The sequence below is a fragment of the Micromonospora sp. DT63 genome (genome assembly GCF_049841615.1).
Taxonomy (GTDB): domain Bacteria; phylum Actinomycetota; class Actinomycetes; order Mycobacteriales; family Micromonosporaceae; genus Micromonospora.
Map to the genome: position 1 here is coordinate 207,287 of NZ_JBNCKQ010000003.1, position 14,677 is coordinate 221,963.

Here is a 14,677-nt window from a genome sequence, read left to right on the forward strand (position 1 = left end):
GCCCCGCTCAAGCGTCAGCCGTCCGTGGCCGTCTCCTCGGCCGCGGAGGCGGGCCGCGCGAGGTCGGGTCGTGCCGACGGAAGGTGCTCCACCAGTCTGGTGAGCGCGTCGTTGGCGAAGGTGGCACCGAGCGCCGATCCGGCGCCGATGGTCCAGCCGACCGGGCCCAGCGGCGTGCAGCCGAAGAACTGGCTCACCCCCGGCGTCTGCACCACCACGACCAGCACTCCCAGCGACGCCGCCGTGGACGCCAGCACGGCGGGGCTGGTGCCGCCGGCCAGGATGGTCTGGCCGAGCTGGGTGCCGACGAGCGAGACGAGGGCGACAGTTCCGGCCCGGCGCTGGCGGCCCGTGTACCGGGCCAACGTCCAGCCGACTGTCGCGCCCAGCGTGGTGGACGCCGCGCGGAGCCCGATCTCCCGGCTGAGGGACGCACCGAGCGACGCGTCCGGGCCCTCCCGGAGCAGAGCGTCGGTGCGGTCCGAGGCGGGTGGGCGGACCGCGATGGCCAGCGCCGGCGCCAGGTCGGTGAGCAGGTTGACCAGCAGCAGTTGCCGGCCGGTGAGGGCGGAACGGCCGGTCACGGCGGCGCTGAGCACGCTGAACGCGATCTCGCCGAGGTTGCCGCCGACGAGGATGCTCAGCGCGTGGCGGACCGACGACCACATCGCGCGACCCTCGACGAGGGTGGCGATGATGGTCTCCAACCGGTCGTCGGTGACCACCAGGTCGGCGGCGGCGCGCGCCGCCGGCGTGCCGCGTTGGCCGAGGGCGATGCCGACGTCGGCCAACCGGATCGCCGGGGCGTCGTTGGCACCGTCACCGGTCATCGCCACGGTCCGCCCGCACTTCTGCAACGCCTGGATGATGCGCACCTTGTGCGCCGGGGTGCAGCGGGCCACGACGTCGGTGTTGGCCAGCCGTTCGGCGAGCGCGTCGTCGTCCAACTGGTCGAGTTCGGTGGCGGTGACCACCCGCTGCTCGTCGTGTTCGCTGATGGTGGCGGCGATCGCCTCGGCGGTGGCCGGGTGGTCACCGGTGATCATGATGGTGTGGACCCCGGCCTGCCGGATCCGGCGTACTGCGGGGGCCGCGCTCTCCCGGACCCCGTCCGCGAGGGCCAGGAATCCCACGAAGGTCAGACCCCGGACGTCGGAGTCGGTGATGTGCGCGGCGTCCACCTGGCACTCCGCGACGGCGAGGATCCGGTGCCCCGCCCCGGCCCGGTCGGCCAGCAGGCGGTGCAGTTCGGCGCGACCGGCGTCGTCCAGAGGCTCCTGCCGGCCGTCGACACGCCGCGTCGCGCAGCGTGGCAAGACCGTCTCCGGGGCACCCTTGACGCTCAGCAGCAGGCGACCCCCGGTCTCACCGATGCTCGCGTGGTAGCCGCGCGACGGTTCGAACGGCAGCCCGCCGGCAGCCCGCCAGCCGGCGGCTCCGGTCTGCTCCACCACGTGCGCCGTGGCGGCGCCCCGCCGGACCGCCCGGTCGGTCTGCAACGCCAGGTCCTCCGGATTGGCCGCGGCGGGCGTGGCCCGCAGCGCCGTGGCGAGGGTCAGTCGGAGCCGGTCGTCGAGCCGGTCCACCGGGGCGTACCGGTCGCCGACGCCGTCGCCGACCCCGGCGAGCAGCAACTTGCCCTCGGTGAGGGTGCCGGTCTTGTCGAAGCAGAGCACGTCCACCCGACCCAACGCCTCGATCGTGCGTGGGTTGCGGACCAACGCGCCGTGCTCGGCCAGCCGCCGGGCGGCGGCCAGCTGCGCGGCACTGACCAGGAACGGCAGGCCCTCCGGCACCGACGCGACGGCGAGGTTCGCGGCGGTCGCCGCCGTTTCGGCAAGTGGTACGCCCCGGAGCAGCCCCGCACCGGCCACGGCGATCGCCGAACCCGCCGCCAACGGAATGGCGCTGCTGGTCAACGAGCCGAGCCGGGCCTCCACCCCGCTGGTCGGGGGCGCCTGCCGGATCAGCGCCAGGCTGCGTCCGGACTCGGTGTCCACGCCTGTCGCCACCACCACGGCGGTTCCGTGGCCGGCGGCGACGGTGGTGCCGTCGTACAGCATCGAGTGCCGGTCGGCGATGGCCGCGGCGACGACCGCCCGGCTGCTCTTGGCGACCGGCAGCGACTCGCCCGTCAACGACGACTCGTCCGCCTCCAGCCCCACCGATTCGAGCACCCGGCAGTCGGCCGGCACCGCGTCTCCCGGTTCGAGGCTGATGACGTCTCCGAGGACGAGGTCCTCGGCTGCGACGACCCGCTCGGCGCCGTCGCGGCGGACCCGCGCGGTCACCGCCGAACGGGACAACAGCTCCGCCAGCGATCGTTCGGTGTTGCGTTCGTGCACCGCCCCGATCAGGGCCGACCCGCCGACGACGCTGCCCACCAGCGCGGCGTCGACGAGCGAGCCGAACGACGCGGAGAGCACCGCCCCGGCGGCCAGGACGGGGGTGAGCGGATTGGACAGCTCGTCCAGGAACGCCCGCAGCAGGCCACCGCCGGCGGGTGAGTTGCCGCCGCCAGCCCCCTGGCCGTCGTGTCGGCGCTGCGCCTCCGCGCTGGTCAGCCCGTCCGGCGTGGTGCCCAGGCGGTCGAGCACGGTCCGGACCGGCATCAGGTGCCAGGCGGTCGCCACCGGCGCCGGCGTGTCCGACCGGTCGGGCAGCCGGTGGGCCCGCCAGACCCCGTTCGCGAAGGCCAACCCGGCCGCGCCGTTGACCGCGACAAGCGTCCGGAAGGGAAGATCGGCAGGTGGGGCGGTGAACGCCCCCAGTGCCCCGAGCCCGGTGCCCGCCATCGAGAGCCGGATGTTCTGCTGCGTCATCCGCCGGGCCGCCCCGGTCGCCTCGATCATCAGGGACACCACCCGCAGGTCGCTGCCGACCAGCAGGTGCGCCCCCCACGGCGGCAGGTCGTCCGGAGCGGACATCCCCAGCCCGCAGTCGGACGCGCCGAGCGCCGCCCGGTCCCCGGACACCAGCATCACGACCGCCCCGTCGCGCTGCAACGCGCGTACGGAGTCGGCCAGCCGATCCCCGCCGGGCAGCAGCGCGTCGGCGAAGCCGTACCGCTGCTCGTCGCCGCCGGCCACGATCAGCTTCAGGCCGGCGTGGCGGGCAGCGGCCGGCAGGCCGTCGACACCCGGCGCGGGTTCGGGTTCGACCCGCAGCAGCGCCGTGAACCGACCGGAGTGGGTGAGCCCCAGCAGTTGCCCGCCGGCCGTGCGCAGCCGCTCGCCGTCCGGCACGTCGCCGGGACCGCCCGCCTGGAGTTGGTCCAGTGGTGCCAGCCGCCAGCCGTCCCGCTCCTGTGCACCTGTCGGGTCGCTCGGATCGAACAGCGCGAACGCCCGCTCCGCCACCTCGTCGACGTCCGCGTCGGCCGCCGGGGCGAGGTCGGCGAGTACGCCCCGCTCCGAGCCGAGCACCGCGGCGTCCAGCACCAGCGTGTCGATCCGGTCCAGTTCCCGCAGCACGCTTCGGTCCATCGCGATCACCCCGCGCCGGGCGAGGACCCGGCCGAGCTGTGCCGCGTACCCCTCCCGTCCGCTGCCCGGGGCCTTGGGCAGCGCGGACAGGCCGAGCGCGGTGGCTCGCTTGCGTCCGGCGAGCGGTGTCGCCGCCACGCCGGCGGCCACGCCAGCGGCCAACATCCGGTTGATGTAGCGCTCAGCCGGGCCGTCCGGTTTCGGACGAGGACGTTCAGCCGCCGGCCACCGAGCGATGGCGCGCTCGGGGTCGCCGGTCAGCTGCGGCTCGGCCTTCTCCCACGCGGCGAGCTGGGCCCGCGCCTCACCCCACTGCACCAACCGTTGGGCACCGTCGAGAACGATCCCCGTCCAACGGCCGGTCAGGCCCTGCGCCACCGCCTCGGCCAGCGGAAAGATGATGTCGGCGCGGGGGTCGGAGCGCAGCCGCCTGCCCACGAACGCGTGCAGCTTCGGTTGCAGGTCCGCGGCCGTCAGCAGACCGGCGATCTCGGCGGGCATCGGCGCGAACGGCAGGAGCCGGGTGGCCGCCGAGATGGTCAGGCCCAGTGCGTCCGAGGCGAGGCCGCCCAGGGTGCGCGGAGTGCGCGGCCCCTCCTCCGGCGGATGCGGGGGCGGGATCTCCGGATCCGGTTCGTGGTCGCAGGTTCCCTCGATCTGCCCGATCGTGGCGATGAGGTCCCGCAATTTTGGTTCGGGGGCCTGCACGGCCACCACCACCCGGCCGGACGGGGCGTTCACCCGGGCCCAGGCCACCCCGGGCAACCGTTCCAGCGCGGCCTCCACCTGCCGGGCCAACCGGTCGCCACCGTCCTGGCAGACGCCGTGCACCTCGATGTGGTGCCGGCCGGGGCGGGACCAGACCCGCCGCCGGGTCAGCCCGACGGTCCGGGCCAGCCGGGTCGCCGCCGACCCGAAGGTCCGGGACGCCTCCCCGACCAGGTGCGGCACGCCGATGGACGGCAGGAGGCGGCCGGCGGCGCGACCAGCCGCCGTCATCGAGGCGTACGGCCGGACGGACGCCGACCCGACTCTCCGTTGTCGCTGCTGGTGCCGTCGGTCATCTCGTCCTCCCACCGCCTCGCGTCCGGCGGCCTGGCTTCCCGACCTGCCGTCCGTTATGCCCCTTCGAGCACCGGAACTTTGCGGGCCGGGCCGCGCATGGACGGGGTGGGTGGTGGAACCCGACAGCCATCACCGGACACGGGGAGGCCGGAATGAGCACCTTCACGCGACACCTCAACGGTTCACGCGAGAACATCCGGATGTATCGCCGCCGGGTCGCTCTGCCAATGCTGGGTGAGATGGCGGTGCCACCACCGGACAAGATCGCCTATTACGCCGGGCTCGGCGTGCTGGCCGCGTTGCAGGTGATCGAATGGCCGCTCGCCGTGGTGGTCACCGCCGGGCATCTCCTGGCGGACCAGCACCTGTCGGGACTGGTACGCGGCGTCGGAAGGGCATTCCAGGACGCCTGACGAGAGCCGGGTCACCGCCGGTTGACATGAATCCGGGTTGAGGTCGCAGGCTCGGTGCATGTCGAGCCGAACCGTCACCCCCGTTCCGATCCCCGCCGGGCTGTTCGCACCCCGGCTGCGGGCGATGACGGTGGGCAGCGTCGCGCTGGTGTCGCTGCTGGCGTTCGAGGCGTTGGCGGTCGGCACGGCCATGCCGACGGTCGCGCGCAGCCTGGACGGGCTGGCGCTGTACGGGATCGCGTTCGGTGGCCCGTTTGCCGCAGGTGTGCTGGCCATGGTGGTTTCCGGGATCTGGTGTGACGCACGGGGGCCCAGCGGGCCGATGTGGCACGGCGTCGGCTGGTTCGTGGTCGGGCTGCTGATCGCCGGGACCGCGCCGATGATGACGGCGCTGGTGGTCGGACGGGTCGTGCAGGGGTTCGGCTCCGGGTTGCTCTCGGTGGCGCTCTACGTGATCGTCGGGCAGGCGTACCCCGAGGAGTTGCATCGGCGCATCTTCGCCGCGTTCGCCGCGGCGTGGGTCGTACCGTCGCTGGTCGGGCCGGCGTTGGCCGGCCTGATCGTCGAGTACCTGGGCTGGCGGTGGGTCTTTCTCGTGGTGCCGGCGGTGGCCGTGCCGGCGGTGTTGCTGATCCATCCGGGCTTGCGGTCGCTCGACCGGACCGTGCCGACCCGGCCGCCGGCCGGCGCGATGGCCCGCATCGGCTGGGCCTGTGGGGCGGGCGTGAGCGCCGCACTGCTGCACATCGGGGGTCAGCAGCGTGGCGTGGTGGCCCTGGCGGTGATCGCGCTCGCCCTGGCCGGCCTGCTGGTCTGCGCTCCGCGCCTGCTGCCGCCGGGGTTCCTGCGGGCGGCCCGCGGGCTGCCCACGGTGGTCGGTCTGCGTGGGCTGGCGTCGGCGGCGTTCGTCGGCGCCGAGGTGGTCATCCCGTTGATGCTCTCCCGGGAGCGGGGGTTGTCGCCGACCGCCGCCGGGCTCGTCCTCACGGTGGGCGCCCTGGCCTGGTCGGTGGGCTCCTGGGTGCAGGGCCGTTTTCCCGTGCCGGCCTCCCGGGCCAGCTTCCCCCGCGTCGGGTTGTGCTGCATCACGGCCGGCACCGCGACTGTGGCGTTGGCCGTACGGCCGGAGCTGCCGGTGGCCGTCGCCGTGCTGGGCTGGGCGGTGGCGGGGCTCGGTATGGGGCTGCTGTACCCGTCGTTGTCGGTGCTCACCCTGGAGCTGTCCGCGCCCGGCGAGCAGGGGCGCAACAGCTCGTCGCTGCAACTGGGCGACTCGCTCTTCGCGGCGACCGTGCTGGCGCTCACCGGTGCCGTCCTGGCCGCCGGGAGTGCGCCCGGACCGGCCAGCTACGTGGTGACCCTGGTGGTGGCGGCCGGTCTGGCGCTTGTCGGCGCGCTGCTGGCGGGTCGCGTGGTGGTGGGCGGGGCCACCCGGCCGGGCGGGTGATCGGCTGAGGATCCGCCATGGCGGTACCGGGCGGGCGCGAGGATGGCAGGCGATGAACTTCCTGACCGTCCTGCCGCTGGCCGTGGTGATGGTCGCCGGGACCCAACTGGTCGTGGCGGTCTTCCTCGCCTCGTCCGACCGGCCCCGGGCCGCGTCGCTGGGCTTCCTCGCCGGCGCGGGCCTGGTGGTCGCCGCCGGGGTGACCGTGAGCTGGTTGTTGACCCGGTTGCTGGGCGGGTTGGCGACCGACGCCAGCGCGGCCGCCAGCAGGATCGATCGCGGTCCGGTCATCGATCTGGTGGTGCTCGCGCTGCTGGTGAGCCTGGCCCTGGTGGTCTGGCTGCGCCGCGACCGGTCCGGGCCGCCGCGCTGGCTGGGCAGCGTGGGCCATGCCGATCCGCGCTGGGCCTCGCGGATGGGTGCCCTGCTCTTCGTGGTGACACCCACCGACGACCTCACCATGGCGACGGTCGGCGCGACAGTGGCCCGACACAACCTCCCCTGGTGGCACCTGGTGCCGTTCGTGCTGCTCACCGTGTTCCTGCTCGCGGTGCCGCTGCTGGCGTTGGTGCTGCTCGGGCAGAAGGCGGCGCGGGTGCTGGCCCGGATGCGGAAGTGGGCCGAGGGGCACTCCTGGATCGTCAACGAGATCGTGATCGCGTTCTTCGCGCTGCTGACCGTGCTGGACCTGATCCGTTCGAAGTGAGCCGTCACGTGTGGCGTCGCGCGGCCGTCATCAGCACGACGGGTCCGCGGAACAGGAGGGGACGATGAGGGTTCTGGTCACCGGGGCGGGTGGTCGACTCGGGAGCCACGTGCTGGCGCGGCTGAGCGACGACGGGATGAGCGTCCGGGCCAGCAGCCGCCGGCCGCGTACCGGCTCGGACGTGGAGTGGGTCGTGGCCGATCTGGCCAGCGGTGCCGGGGTGGTCGAGGCGGTGACCGGCGTGGACGCGGTGCTGCATCTGGCGTCCTCGCCCCGGGGGCGTACCTACCAGGTGGACGTGCTGGGCACCCGTCGGCTGGTGGTCGCTGCCGGCGCGGCCGGCGTGGGGCATCTGGTCCACATCTCGATCGTCGGGGTGGACCGCGTGCCGTTCCCGTACTACCGGCACAAGCTGGCAGCCGAGCAGGTGGTGGCCGCCGGCCCGGTGCCGTGGTCGGTGCTGCGCGCCACCCAGTTTCCCCAGTTCCTCGACGATCTGCTGACCACCAGCGCGCGGCTGGGCCCGGTGGTCGGCGACCGTGCGGTGCTCGCCCAGCCGGTCGACCCGGGTGAGGTGGCCGCCCGGCTCGCGGCCCGGCTGGCCGCCGGCCCGCTCGGGGGTATCGAGGAGTTCGGTGGGCCGCAGGTGCTCCGCTTCGACGAGGCCGTCCGTGCCTGGCGGGAGGCACGCGGGTCACGCCGACCCCTGCTGCCGGTACGGATTCCCGGCCGGCTCGGCCGCGAGCTGCGCGCCGGTGGACTGGTCACCGAGGCGCTGCCTCGCGGTGTGCGTACCTGGGCCGATCACCTCGCGGACACGTACGGGGGAACCGAGCGGAGATGAGAGGGATGCCGGTTCACGTTCGTCTTACGGTGACGCCATGTTCGTTGTCGTCACCACGGTGATCCTCTACGTCTTCGGTTTCGTCTTCCTCTACGGCGTGATCCGGCTGGGTGTCCGGCACGCGCTGGAGGACTTGGAGCTGCAGCGGGCCCGAGCCCGACGCGAGGAGGAGTTGGCGGCCGCCCGCGACCGTTCCTTCCTGCGCGACAACGCCTTCCTCGCCGGCAGTTGAGTCGCGACGTGGAGGTGGCGTCGCGGGACGGCTCGGGAGTCGGCGGGCGGTCCGGCGGTACGGGTGCGAGGATCGCACCCGTGATGGGAACGCTGAAGACCGAACCGGCCCGTGCCCGCCTCGATCTGCTCGCCGCGCCGGTGGCGGAGGCCATCGCCCAGTGGCCGGCCAGCGCGCCGGTGGACGTGGACGACGTGCTGGTCGCGCCGATCGACGCCGACCTCGCCGACACGGCGGCGTTCTGCGAGGCGTACGAGGTGGGGCTGGACGTGTCGGCCAACTGCGTGGTGGTGGCCGGTAAGCGCGAGGGCGTGGTCCGCTACGCGGCGTGCATCGTGCTGGCCACCACCCGGGCCGACGTGAACGGCGTGGCCCGGCGGGCACTGGACGTGCGCAAGGCGAGCTTCGCCCCGATGACCGACGCGGTCGAGTTGACCGGCATGGAGTACGGCGGCATCACCCCGATCGGGCTGCCGGCCCAGTGGCCGATCCTCGTGGACGCGCGGGTGATCGCCACCCCGCACGTGATCATCGGGTCCGGCGTACGGCACAGCAAGATCGCGCTGCCGGGCCCGGCGCTGGGCGCGCTTCCCGGCGCGCAGGTGGTCGAGGGCCTGGCCAGACCTGCCTGACCAGGCACCGACATCGATACCGTTGCACGTGAAACATCACGCCGGTCAATGTCTACCGCGCGGTGGCCTCCCGCTGCTCGACCTCGGCCAGCGCGGCGAGGAGCGTGGACGTCTCCTGGGCGCCGCTGACCGCGTACTTTCCGGCAAGCACGAACGTCGGGACGCTCGTGATGCCCAGGTCGCGGGCGGCGGCCAGCTCGGCGGCGAGTTCGGCGGTCCCCTCGTCGGAGTCGAGGAAGCGTCGGGCGTCGGCCGCGTCCAAGCCGATCCCGCCGGCGACAGTGGCCAGCGCCTCCCGCGAACCGAGGTCGACGCCCTCGGTGAAGTGCGCCCGGTAGAGGGCGTCCACCATCTCGGCCGCCCGGCCGTGCTCGGTGGCGTAGGCCACCAGCCGGTGGGCGTCGAAGGTGTTCGCGGCCACCGCACGGTCGTAGTCCAGCCGCAGCCCGTCACCCGCCGCGGCCTGGGTCACCCGCGCGACCATCTGCCGGGCACGCTCCGGGCCGCCGAACTTGTCCCCGAGCGCGTCGAGGATCGGGCGGGGCTCGGGAACCGGCGACGGGTCGAGTTGGAACGGCCGGTACCGGACGGTCACCTCGCCCTCGTAGCGGGCGAGCGCCTCATCCAGTCGGCGCTTGCCGAGGTAGCACCACGGGCAGACGACGTCGGCGTAGATCTCGATCTCCATGATCGGTGCCAACTGCCCGCTCAGTCGAGTTGTTCCCGGACCTGCCGCTTGAGCCGGCCCAGGATCGCCGTGCCGCCACGCACCCGCAGCGGGCTGATCGCCTGCGCCAGGCCCATCCGCTGATAGAGGTCGTCCGGCACGGCCAACACCTCCTCGGCGCTCGCGCCGGCCAGACCCTCGGCGAGGATCCCGGCGAACGCCCGGGTGGTGGGCGCCTCGGGCGGGCAGTCGAAGAGGGTCTCGACGGTCCCGTCCGGCGTCACCCGGGCGCGCAGGAAGAACGCGGTCTGGCACTCGGGCACCTGCTCCATGCCCTCGTGCCCGGCGGCGTCGGCGGGCAGCGGCGGGATGACGTCGGCGTACTCCAGCAGCATCTCCAGCACCAGGTCGCGTGGCGCGGCAGCGAACTCGTCGACGATCTCGGCCAGTCGGGCCGGCATGTCAGCCATGTGTCGAGGCTACCGCCGGCGATTTCTAAACCGTCGGTGACTGTTCGCTGATCTCACTCAGGGCGCTGGTCGGATCGAGCTGCATGGCCAGGTCACCGAGCGAGACGATCCCCACCAGCTTGCGGTCGCTGTCGCAGACCAGCACCCGACGGATGCCCCGGTCCCGCATGAGGGCCGCGGCCTCACCCGCCGTGCAGTGCTGCTCGATCATGACCACCTCGCGGGTGACGATCGAGCCGATGGTGGTGGCCGCCGGCGAGCTGTTCTCGGCCACCGCCCGCACCACGATGTCCCGGTCGGTGAGCATGCCGGCGAGGGTCGCGCCATCGGTGACGACCACGTCGCCGATGTCCGCCTCCTTCATCACCCTGGCCGCCTCGTCCAGGGTGGTCTCTGCCGACAGGTACACGACCTGCTTGGTCATCACATCGCTGACCCGGTAAGCGGTCATGAGGTCCTCCGAAGACGTATCCACCCGATCCCCTTGCACTACCCCGTGACGCGGTGGCTACACCAGGTTCGCACGCTCGCGGCGAGCCTCGTCGACGATCCGCTCCACCACGGCGTCCACCGGCAGCTCCGCGCGCCCGTTTCCGGCCCGCTCGCGCAACTCCACGTACCCGTCGGCAAGTCGGCGCCCGACCACTACGGTGCGGGGGATGCCGATCAGCTCCGCGTCGGTGAACTTCACCCCGGCCGAGACGTGCGTCCGGTCGTCGACAAGCACCCGCAGGCCGGCGGCGGCCAGGCGCCCGCCGAGGTCCAGCGCCGCGTCGAGCTGGGGGCCCTTGCCGGCGACCACCAGGTGTACGTCACACGGGGCGACCGCCGCCGGCCAGATGAGTCCCCGCTCGTCGTGGTGCTGCTCGGCGATGGCCGCGACCGCTCGGGAGATCCCGATGCCGTAGCAGCCCATGGTCGGCCGCACCGGCTTGCCGGCCGGGCCGAGCACGTCGACCGCGAACGCGTCGGTGTACCGGCGACCGAGTTGGAAGATGTGCCCGATCTCGATACCCCGCCGGATGGTCAGCTCGCCGTCGCCGCAGGCGGGGCACGGGTCACCGGCGCGCACCTCGGCCGCCTCGACAGTGCCGTCGGGCGTGAAGTCCCGCCCGCAGACCACACCCGTCGCGTGTCGACCCGGCTCGTTCGCCCCGGTCAGCCACGCGGAGCCGGCCACCACGCGAGGATCGACCAGGTAACGGATGCCCAGCTTGCCGAGCATCTGCGGCCCGATGTACCCGCGCACCAGCTCCGGATGCTCGGCCCACTCCTCGAAGACCGCCACCTGGGCCGGCTCCAGCGCGGCACCCAGCCGCTTCAGGTCGACCTCCCGGTCACCGGGCAGCCCGACCACCAGGGGTTCGGCTCGCTCGGCGCCCGGCTGACGCACTGTCAACACGACGTTCTTCAGGGTGTCGGCGGCGGTCCAGTCATCGCGGTCCCCGAGCCGGCGGCTGTTCGCCAGCTCGACCAGGCTGGCGATGGTCGCGGTCTCCGGGGTGTCGTGCACCTCGGCCTCGGGCGCGCTGGTGGGGTCGCCGGCGGCGGGTGCCCGGGTGACGACGGCCTCGGTGTTCGCCGCGTAGTCGCAGGCGGTGCAGCCGACGTACGTGTCCTCACCGACCGGGGTCGCGGCCAGGAACTCCTCCGACGCCGAACCGCCCATCGCACCGGACATCGCGTGCACCACGGTGTGCTCCAGGCCCAGCCGGTCGAAGATCCGCTGGTACGCCGCCCGGTGCCGGGCGTACGCATCCCGCAGCCCCGCCTCGTCCAGGTCGAAGGAGTACGCGTCCTTCATCAGGAACTCCCGGCCGCGCAGCACGCCGGCCCGGGGTCGCGCCTCGTCGCGGAATTTCGTCTGCACCTGGAACAGCGTCACCGGGAAATCCCGGTACGAGGTGAACACGTCCTTGACCAGCAGCGCCGCCATCTCCTCGTGGGTGGGCGCCAGCAGGTGCTCGGCGCCGCGCCGGTCGGCCAGGGTGAAGAGGAGGTCGCCGTACTCCGTCCACCGGCCGCTGGTCCGGTACGGCTCGGCGGGCAGCAGAGCCGGGAAGTGCACCTCCTGGTCTCCGATCGCGGTCAGTTCGGCGCGTACGACGTCGGTGATCCGGTCCAGCACCAGCTTGCCCAGCGGCAGCCACGTGTAGCCGCCCGGCGCGGCGCGACGGAGGTAACCGGCGCGCAGCAGCAGCCGATGGCTCGGCACCTCCGCGTCGGCCGGATCCTCGCGCAGGGTCCGCAGCAACAGAGTCGACATGCGTAGCAGCATTCGCGCAGCCTAAGACCGCCGGTCCCGCTGCGGCGATCCAATTCGGTGGTGGGTCACGTGTCGCCGGGAAGGCGGCCCTCGCAGCGGACGTCCGGGTCGGCCACCGGACGCCGGGGCATCATCCAGTTCAGCGCGGTCTCCTCCACCGGCCAGCCCCGCACCGACACCAGGCTGTACGGAACGGCCGCGGGCTGGGGGCAGAGGACCTGCGACTCGACCCACCCATTCGGCAGGAACCGCACGGTGGCCGTCCGGTCCAGCACGATCGTCGACGTGTCGGTCACCGTGATGAGCGCGCCGAGCACCACCTTCCGGCCGCCGTCGGCCTTCGGCGGGCCGTCCCCACCGGCCAGGCTCGCCGTACCGCCGCCCGTCGGGGCAGCGCCCGGGGTCGCCGGGGCCGGGACGTCCGGGGCTGTCGAGGTCGACTGCTTCGGGACCACCTCGACCGCGGCGGTGGGCAGCAGCGGCACCCGGAGGAAGACCGCGCCCATCACCACCGGGAGCACGGCGGCGACCGTGAACGCCAGACCGTGGGTCAGCGTCGGGGCGATCCAGCCGGGGATCGGGCCGGTGAGCAGCACGGTGGCGGCGGGCGGCACCGCCAGCAGCGCGGCCGTGGCAATCTCGCCATCCTGGTACGCCGTCCAGATGGCCGGGCCCAGCACGGTGTACGCCAGAACCGCCGCGGCCAGCGGCAGGGCCACGCTTACCAGCAGGACCCGGGTCGGCTGGTCAGGATGCAGGTAGCGGGTGCGCAGCGCGAGCAGCCAGAGGCCGAGCATCAGCAGTGACGGCAGGAAGCGGAGCTGCCAGGTGAGCGCCCCCAGCGCGACCGCCGCGCTGATCACCCAACCGGGGGTACGTGCCGTCCCGGAGGCCAGCAGTGACCGTTCCGGGTCGAACCGGTCCGGAGCGCTGAGCCGGAGCAGCCGACCGAGGACACCGAAGGTGAGCACGACCACGGGGAACGCCCACACCAGGGCGATCAGCAGGGCACTGAGCAGGCCGAGCGGACTGACGTACTGGACCAGCAGCAGCATCGTGGACATGTCCTGTTGGCTGAGCTGCCACAGCCGCAGCACCAGGAGCAGGACGGGGAAGGTGGGAAGGAGGGTCAGCAGCCACTGCTGCGCCTGCCGCGCCCCCGCCATCCGGCGCGGGCGGACTGCCTTGGCGGAGCTGGTGGTGAGCCGGGGTACGCCGGGGGCGGTAGCGCGATCCTCTCCCACGGCCACTGTCGCACCTCCACCTTCCTCGGATCGGGTTGCTGCTGTTCCGCGACCGGCTGCGGGAGGTTGTATCCCTGCTGCCAACGGAGGTTGGCGTTGTACGCGTTCTCCCAGGCCGAGTCGTTCTCGTCGTTGGCCGACTTGTAGAGCGCGAGGTCGACCAGGTCGAGCAGCGCCTGGTTGGGGCCGGTGTTGATGCCCCACCGCTCCTGGGGCGACGAGCCGATGTCCCAGTGCCGCAGCGGTTTGACGTTCTTGAGGGTCACCGGGAAGTGTTGACCGTCATCGTCCGGCTGATCGCCGGTGACGAAGCCGGCGAGGATCGCCGCGTCGGTGGTGACGGCCTGCACCTTGCCGTCGTACAGCTCCTGGATGCATTCGCTGATCCGGTTTCGACCCACCGGGGAGGCGCCGGCCTCGGCGAGGCGCTGGATGGACGTCGACGTGGTCAGCGAGCAGACCGTCAGCCCACGCAGATCCTCCAGGCTGCTCACCTGCTTCTGGTAGCTCTTCAACGTCACCACCGACTGCTCGGTGTTCAGGTAGGGGGCCGAGAAGACGGCGCCCTCCTCCCTGCGCTTGTCGTTGATGCTGTACGAGGCGATGACCAGGTCGACGATGACGAACCCCTCGCCGTCCTGGGCCTGTCGACGGGCCCGGTCCTCGCTCTCGATCGGCACGAAACGCACCTGGGAGTGGTCGAACCCGAGGTAGCTCGCGATCATGTACGCGATGTCGACGTCGAAGCCCTTCCAGACGTTGTTCGTAAGGCGCTGCGAGATGCCCGGCTGGTCGTCCTTCACGCCGATGACGAGCTGCTGCTTGCCCTTGAGGTGGGCGTCCTCCAGCAGCTCGTCCCGGGTCGGTGGGCCCGCCGCGAGGACGATCGGGACCAGGGCGGCGGCCAGGACGGCCAACGCGACGATCAGCCCGACGAGTCGGATCTGACGGGTCCGTACAGTGCGCGGCGACACGGGTGCCGCCGGGGCTGGCCCGGCGGGGCTCGGCTCGCTTGCCTGACTCACCTGGGCCCTCCCCACTGCGCGGTCCGGTGACCGGCCCCTCATTGTGAGGCCTCAATGCGAGCCACGGCACTCCACCACCAGCCGGATAGCCGACACGCCGCCCGGCGTCGCGGGTGATTGTCGAAACTGGTCCGCTGACGCATGACGTCCGCCACCTCGGCCGGTCGGGGCACCGGCCGCC

Annotated in this window: 13 protein-coding genes; 6 read left to right on the top strand and 7 right to left on the bottom strand. The window is 72.9% G+C overall.

What is annotated here, in order from left to right; genetic code table 11:
• Positions 1 to 14: 14 nt before the first annotated feature.
• Entirely contained in the window at positions 15 to 4,484 is a 4,470-nt protein-coding gene (locus tag ACLQ27_RS13285) for an HAD-IC family P-type ATPase (protein WP_425866971.1), read from the bottom strand.
• 218 nt (positions 4,485 to 4,702) lie between these two features.
• On the opposite strand from ACLQ27_RS13285, the gene ACLQ27_RS13290 reads away from it, so the two are divergent.
• The 6 genes from ACLQ27_RS13290 (at position 4,703) to ACLQ27_RS13315 (ending at position 8,824) form a co-directional block, all read left to right on the top strand.
• The gene (locus ACLQ27_RS13290) at positions 4,703 to 4,963 is read left to right on the top strand and encodes a hypothetical protein (protein WP_234584461.1); all 261 of its coding nucleotides are present in this window, start codon (positions 4,703 to 4,705) and stop codon (positions 4,961 to 4,963) included.
• A gap of 58 nt (positions 4,964 to 5,021) precedes the next feature.
• Positions 5,022 to 6,410, top strand: coding sequence for an MFS transporter (locus ACLQ27_RS13295; RefSeq protein ID WP_357573703.1), 1,389 nt, complete (start codon positions 5,022 to 5,024; stop codon positions 6,408 to 6,410).
• A 52-nt stretch (positions 6,411 to 6,462) separates the two neighbouring features.
• Positions 6,463 to 7,116, top strand: a complete 654-nt coding sequence (locus ACLQ27_RS13300) for a GAP family protein (RefSeq protein ID WP_425866973.1) — start codon at positions 6,463 to 6,465, stop codon at positions 7,114 to 7,116.
• 64 nt (positions 7,117 to 7,180) lie between these two features.
• Entirely contained in the window at positions 7,181 to 7,960 is a 780-nt protein-coding gene (locus ACLQ27_RS13305) for an SDR family oxidoreductase (RefSeq protein WP_425866975.1), read from the top strand.
• A 37-nt stretch (positions 7,961 to 7,997) separates the two neighbouring features.
• Positions 7,998 to 8,192 (top strand): hypothetical protein, encoded by a 195-nt coding sequence (locus ACLQ27_RS13310; protein WP_234584465.1) that lies wholly within the window; start codon positions 7,998 to 8,000, stop codon positions 8,190 to 8,192.
• A gap of 83 nt (positions 8,193 to 8,275) precedes the next feature.
• Entirely contained in the window at positions 8,276 to 8,824 is a 549-nt protein-coding gene (locus ACLQ27_RS13315; RefSeq protein WP_234584466.1) for a YbaK/EbsC family protein, read from the top strand.
• 52 nt (positions 8,825 to 8,876) lie between these two features.
• Here the strand turns inward: ACLQ27_RS13315 and ACLQ27_RS13320 are convergent, their stop codons facing one another.
• The 6 genes from ACLQ27_RS13320 to ACLQ27_RS13345 are packed head-to-tail and all read right to left on the bottom strand — an operon-like array spanning position 8,877 to position 14,496.
• On the bottom strand, positions 8,877 to 9,512 hold the full coding sequence (locus tag ACLQ27_RS13320; protein WP_357573701.1) for a DsbA family oxidoreductase: 636 nt from the start codon (positions 9,510 to 9,512) through the stop codon (positions 8,877 to 8,879).
• Between the two features lie 20 nt (positions 9,513 to 9,532).
• The gene (locus tag ACLQ27_RS13325) at positions 9,533 to 9,961 is read right to left on the bottom strand and encodes a SufE family protein (protein WP_234584468.1); all 429 of its coding nucleotides are present in this window, start codon (positions 9,959 to 9,961) and stop codon (positions 9,533 to 9,535) included.
• Positions 9,962 to 9,986: 25 nt separating this feature from the next.
• On the bottom strand, positions 9,987 to 10,412 hold the full coding sequence (locus ACLQ27_RS13330) for a CBS domain-containing protein (protein WP_357492087.1): 426 nt from the start codon (positions 10,410 to 10,412) through the stop codon (positions 9,987 to 9,989).
• A 57-nt stretch (positions 10,413 to 10,469) separates the two neighbouring features.
• Positions 10,470 to 12,239, bottom strand: a complete 1,770-nt coding sequence (locus tag ACLQ27_RS13335; protein ID WP_357573700.1) for a proline--tRNA ligase — start codon at positions 12,237 to 12,239, stop codon at positions 10,470 to 10,472.
• A 53-nt stretch (positions 12,240 to 12,292) separates the two neighbouring features.
• Positions 12,293 to 13,471 carry a hypothetical protein gene (locus tag ACLQ27_RS13340; RefSeq protein WP_357573790.1) on the bottom strand — a complete coding sequence of 393 codons (1,179 nt, stop codon included), beginning with the start codon at positions 13,469 to 13,471 and terminating at the stop codon, positions 12,293 to 12,295.
• The gene (locus tag ACLQ27_RS13345; RefSeq protein ID WP_357491668.1) at positions 13,357 to 14,496 is read right to left on the bottom strand and encodes a transporter substrate-binding domain-containing protein; all 1,140 of its coding nucleotides are present in this window, start codon (positions 14,494 to 14,496) and stop codon (positions 13,357 to 13,359) included. Before ACLQ27_RS13345 ends, ACLQ27_RS13340 begins: the two co-directional genes overlap by 115 nt.
• Between the last annotated feature and the right edge of the window lie 181 nt (positions 14,497 to 14,677).

Excerpts from the sequence above, each read along its gene's own strand:
- ACLQ27_RS13335 (WP_357573700.1), bottom strand. The coding sequence starts at position 12,239 with ATGCTGCTACGCATGTCGACTCTGTTGCTGCGGACCCTGCGCGAGGAT.
- ACLQ27_RS13315 (WP_234584466.1), top strand. The coding sequence starts at position 8,276 with ATGGGAACGCTGAAGACCGAACCGGCCCGTGCCCGCCTCGATCTGCTC.
- ACLQ27_RS13290 (WP_234584461.1), top strand. The coding sequence starts at position 4,703 with ATGAGCACCTTCACGCGACACCTCAACGGTTCACGCGAGAACATCCGG.
- ACLQ27_RS13325 (WP_234584468.1), bottom strand. The coding sequence starts at position 9,961 with ATGGCTGACATGCCGGCCCGACTGGCCGAGATCGTCGACGAGTTCGCT.
- ACLQ27_RS13330 (WP_357492087.1), bottom strand. The coding sequence starts at position 10,412 with ATGACCGCTTACCGGGTCAGCGATGTGATGACCAAGCAGGTCGTGTAC.
- ACLQ27_RS13300 (WP_425866973.1), top strand. The coding sequence starts at position 6,463 with ATGAACTTCCTGACCGTCCTGCCGCTGGCCGTGGTGATGGTCGCCGGG.
- ACLQ27_RS13310 (WP_234584465.1), top strand. The coding sequence starts at position 7,998 with ATGTTCGTTGTCGTCACCACGGTGATCCTCTACGTCTTCGGTTTCGTC.
- ACLQ27_RS13320 (WP_357573701.1), bottom strand. The coding sequence starts at position 9,512 with ATGGAGATCGAGATCTACGCCGACGTCGTCTGCCCGTGGTGCTACCTC.
- ACLQ27_RS13305 (WP_425866975.1), top strand. The coding sequence starts at position 7,181 with ATGAGGGTTCTGGTCACCGGGGCGGGTGGTCGACTCGGGAGCCACGTG.
- ACLQ27_RS13285 (WP_425866971.1), bottom strand. The coding sequence starts at position 4,484 with ATGACGGCGGCTGGTCGCGCCGCCGGCCGCCTCCTGCCGTCCATCGGC.
- ACLQ27_RS13295 (WP_357573703.1), top strand. The coding sequence starts at position 5,022 with ATGTCGAGCCGAACCGTCACCCCCGTTCCGATCCCCGCCGGGCTGTTC.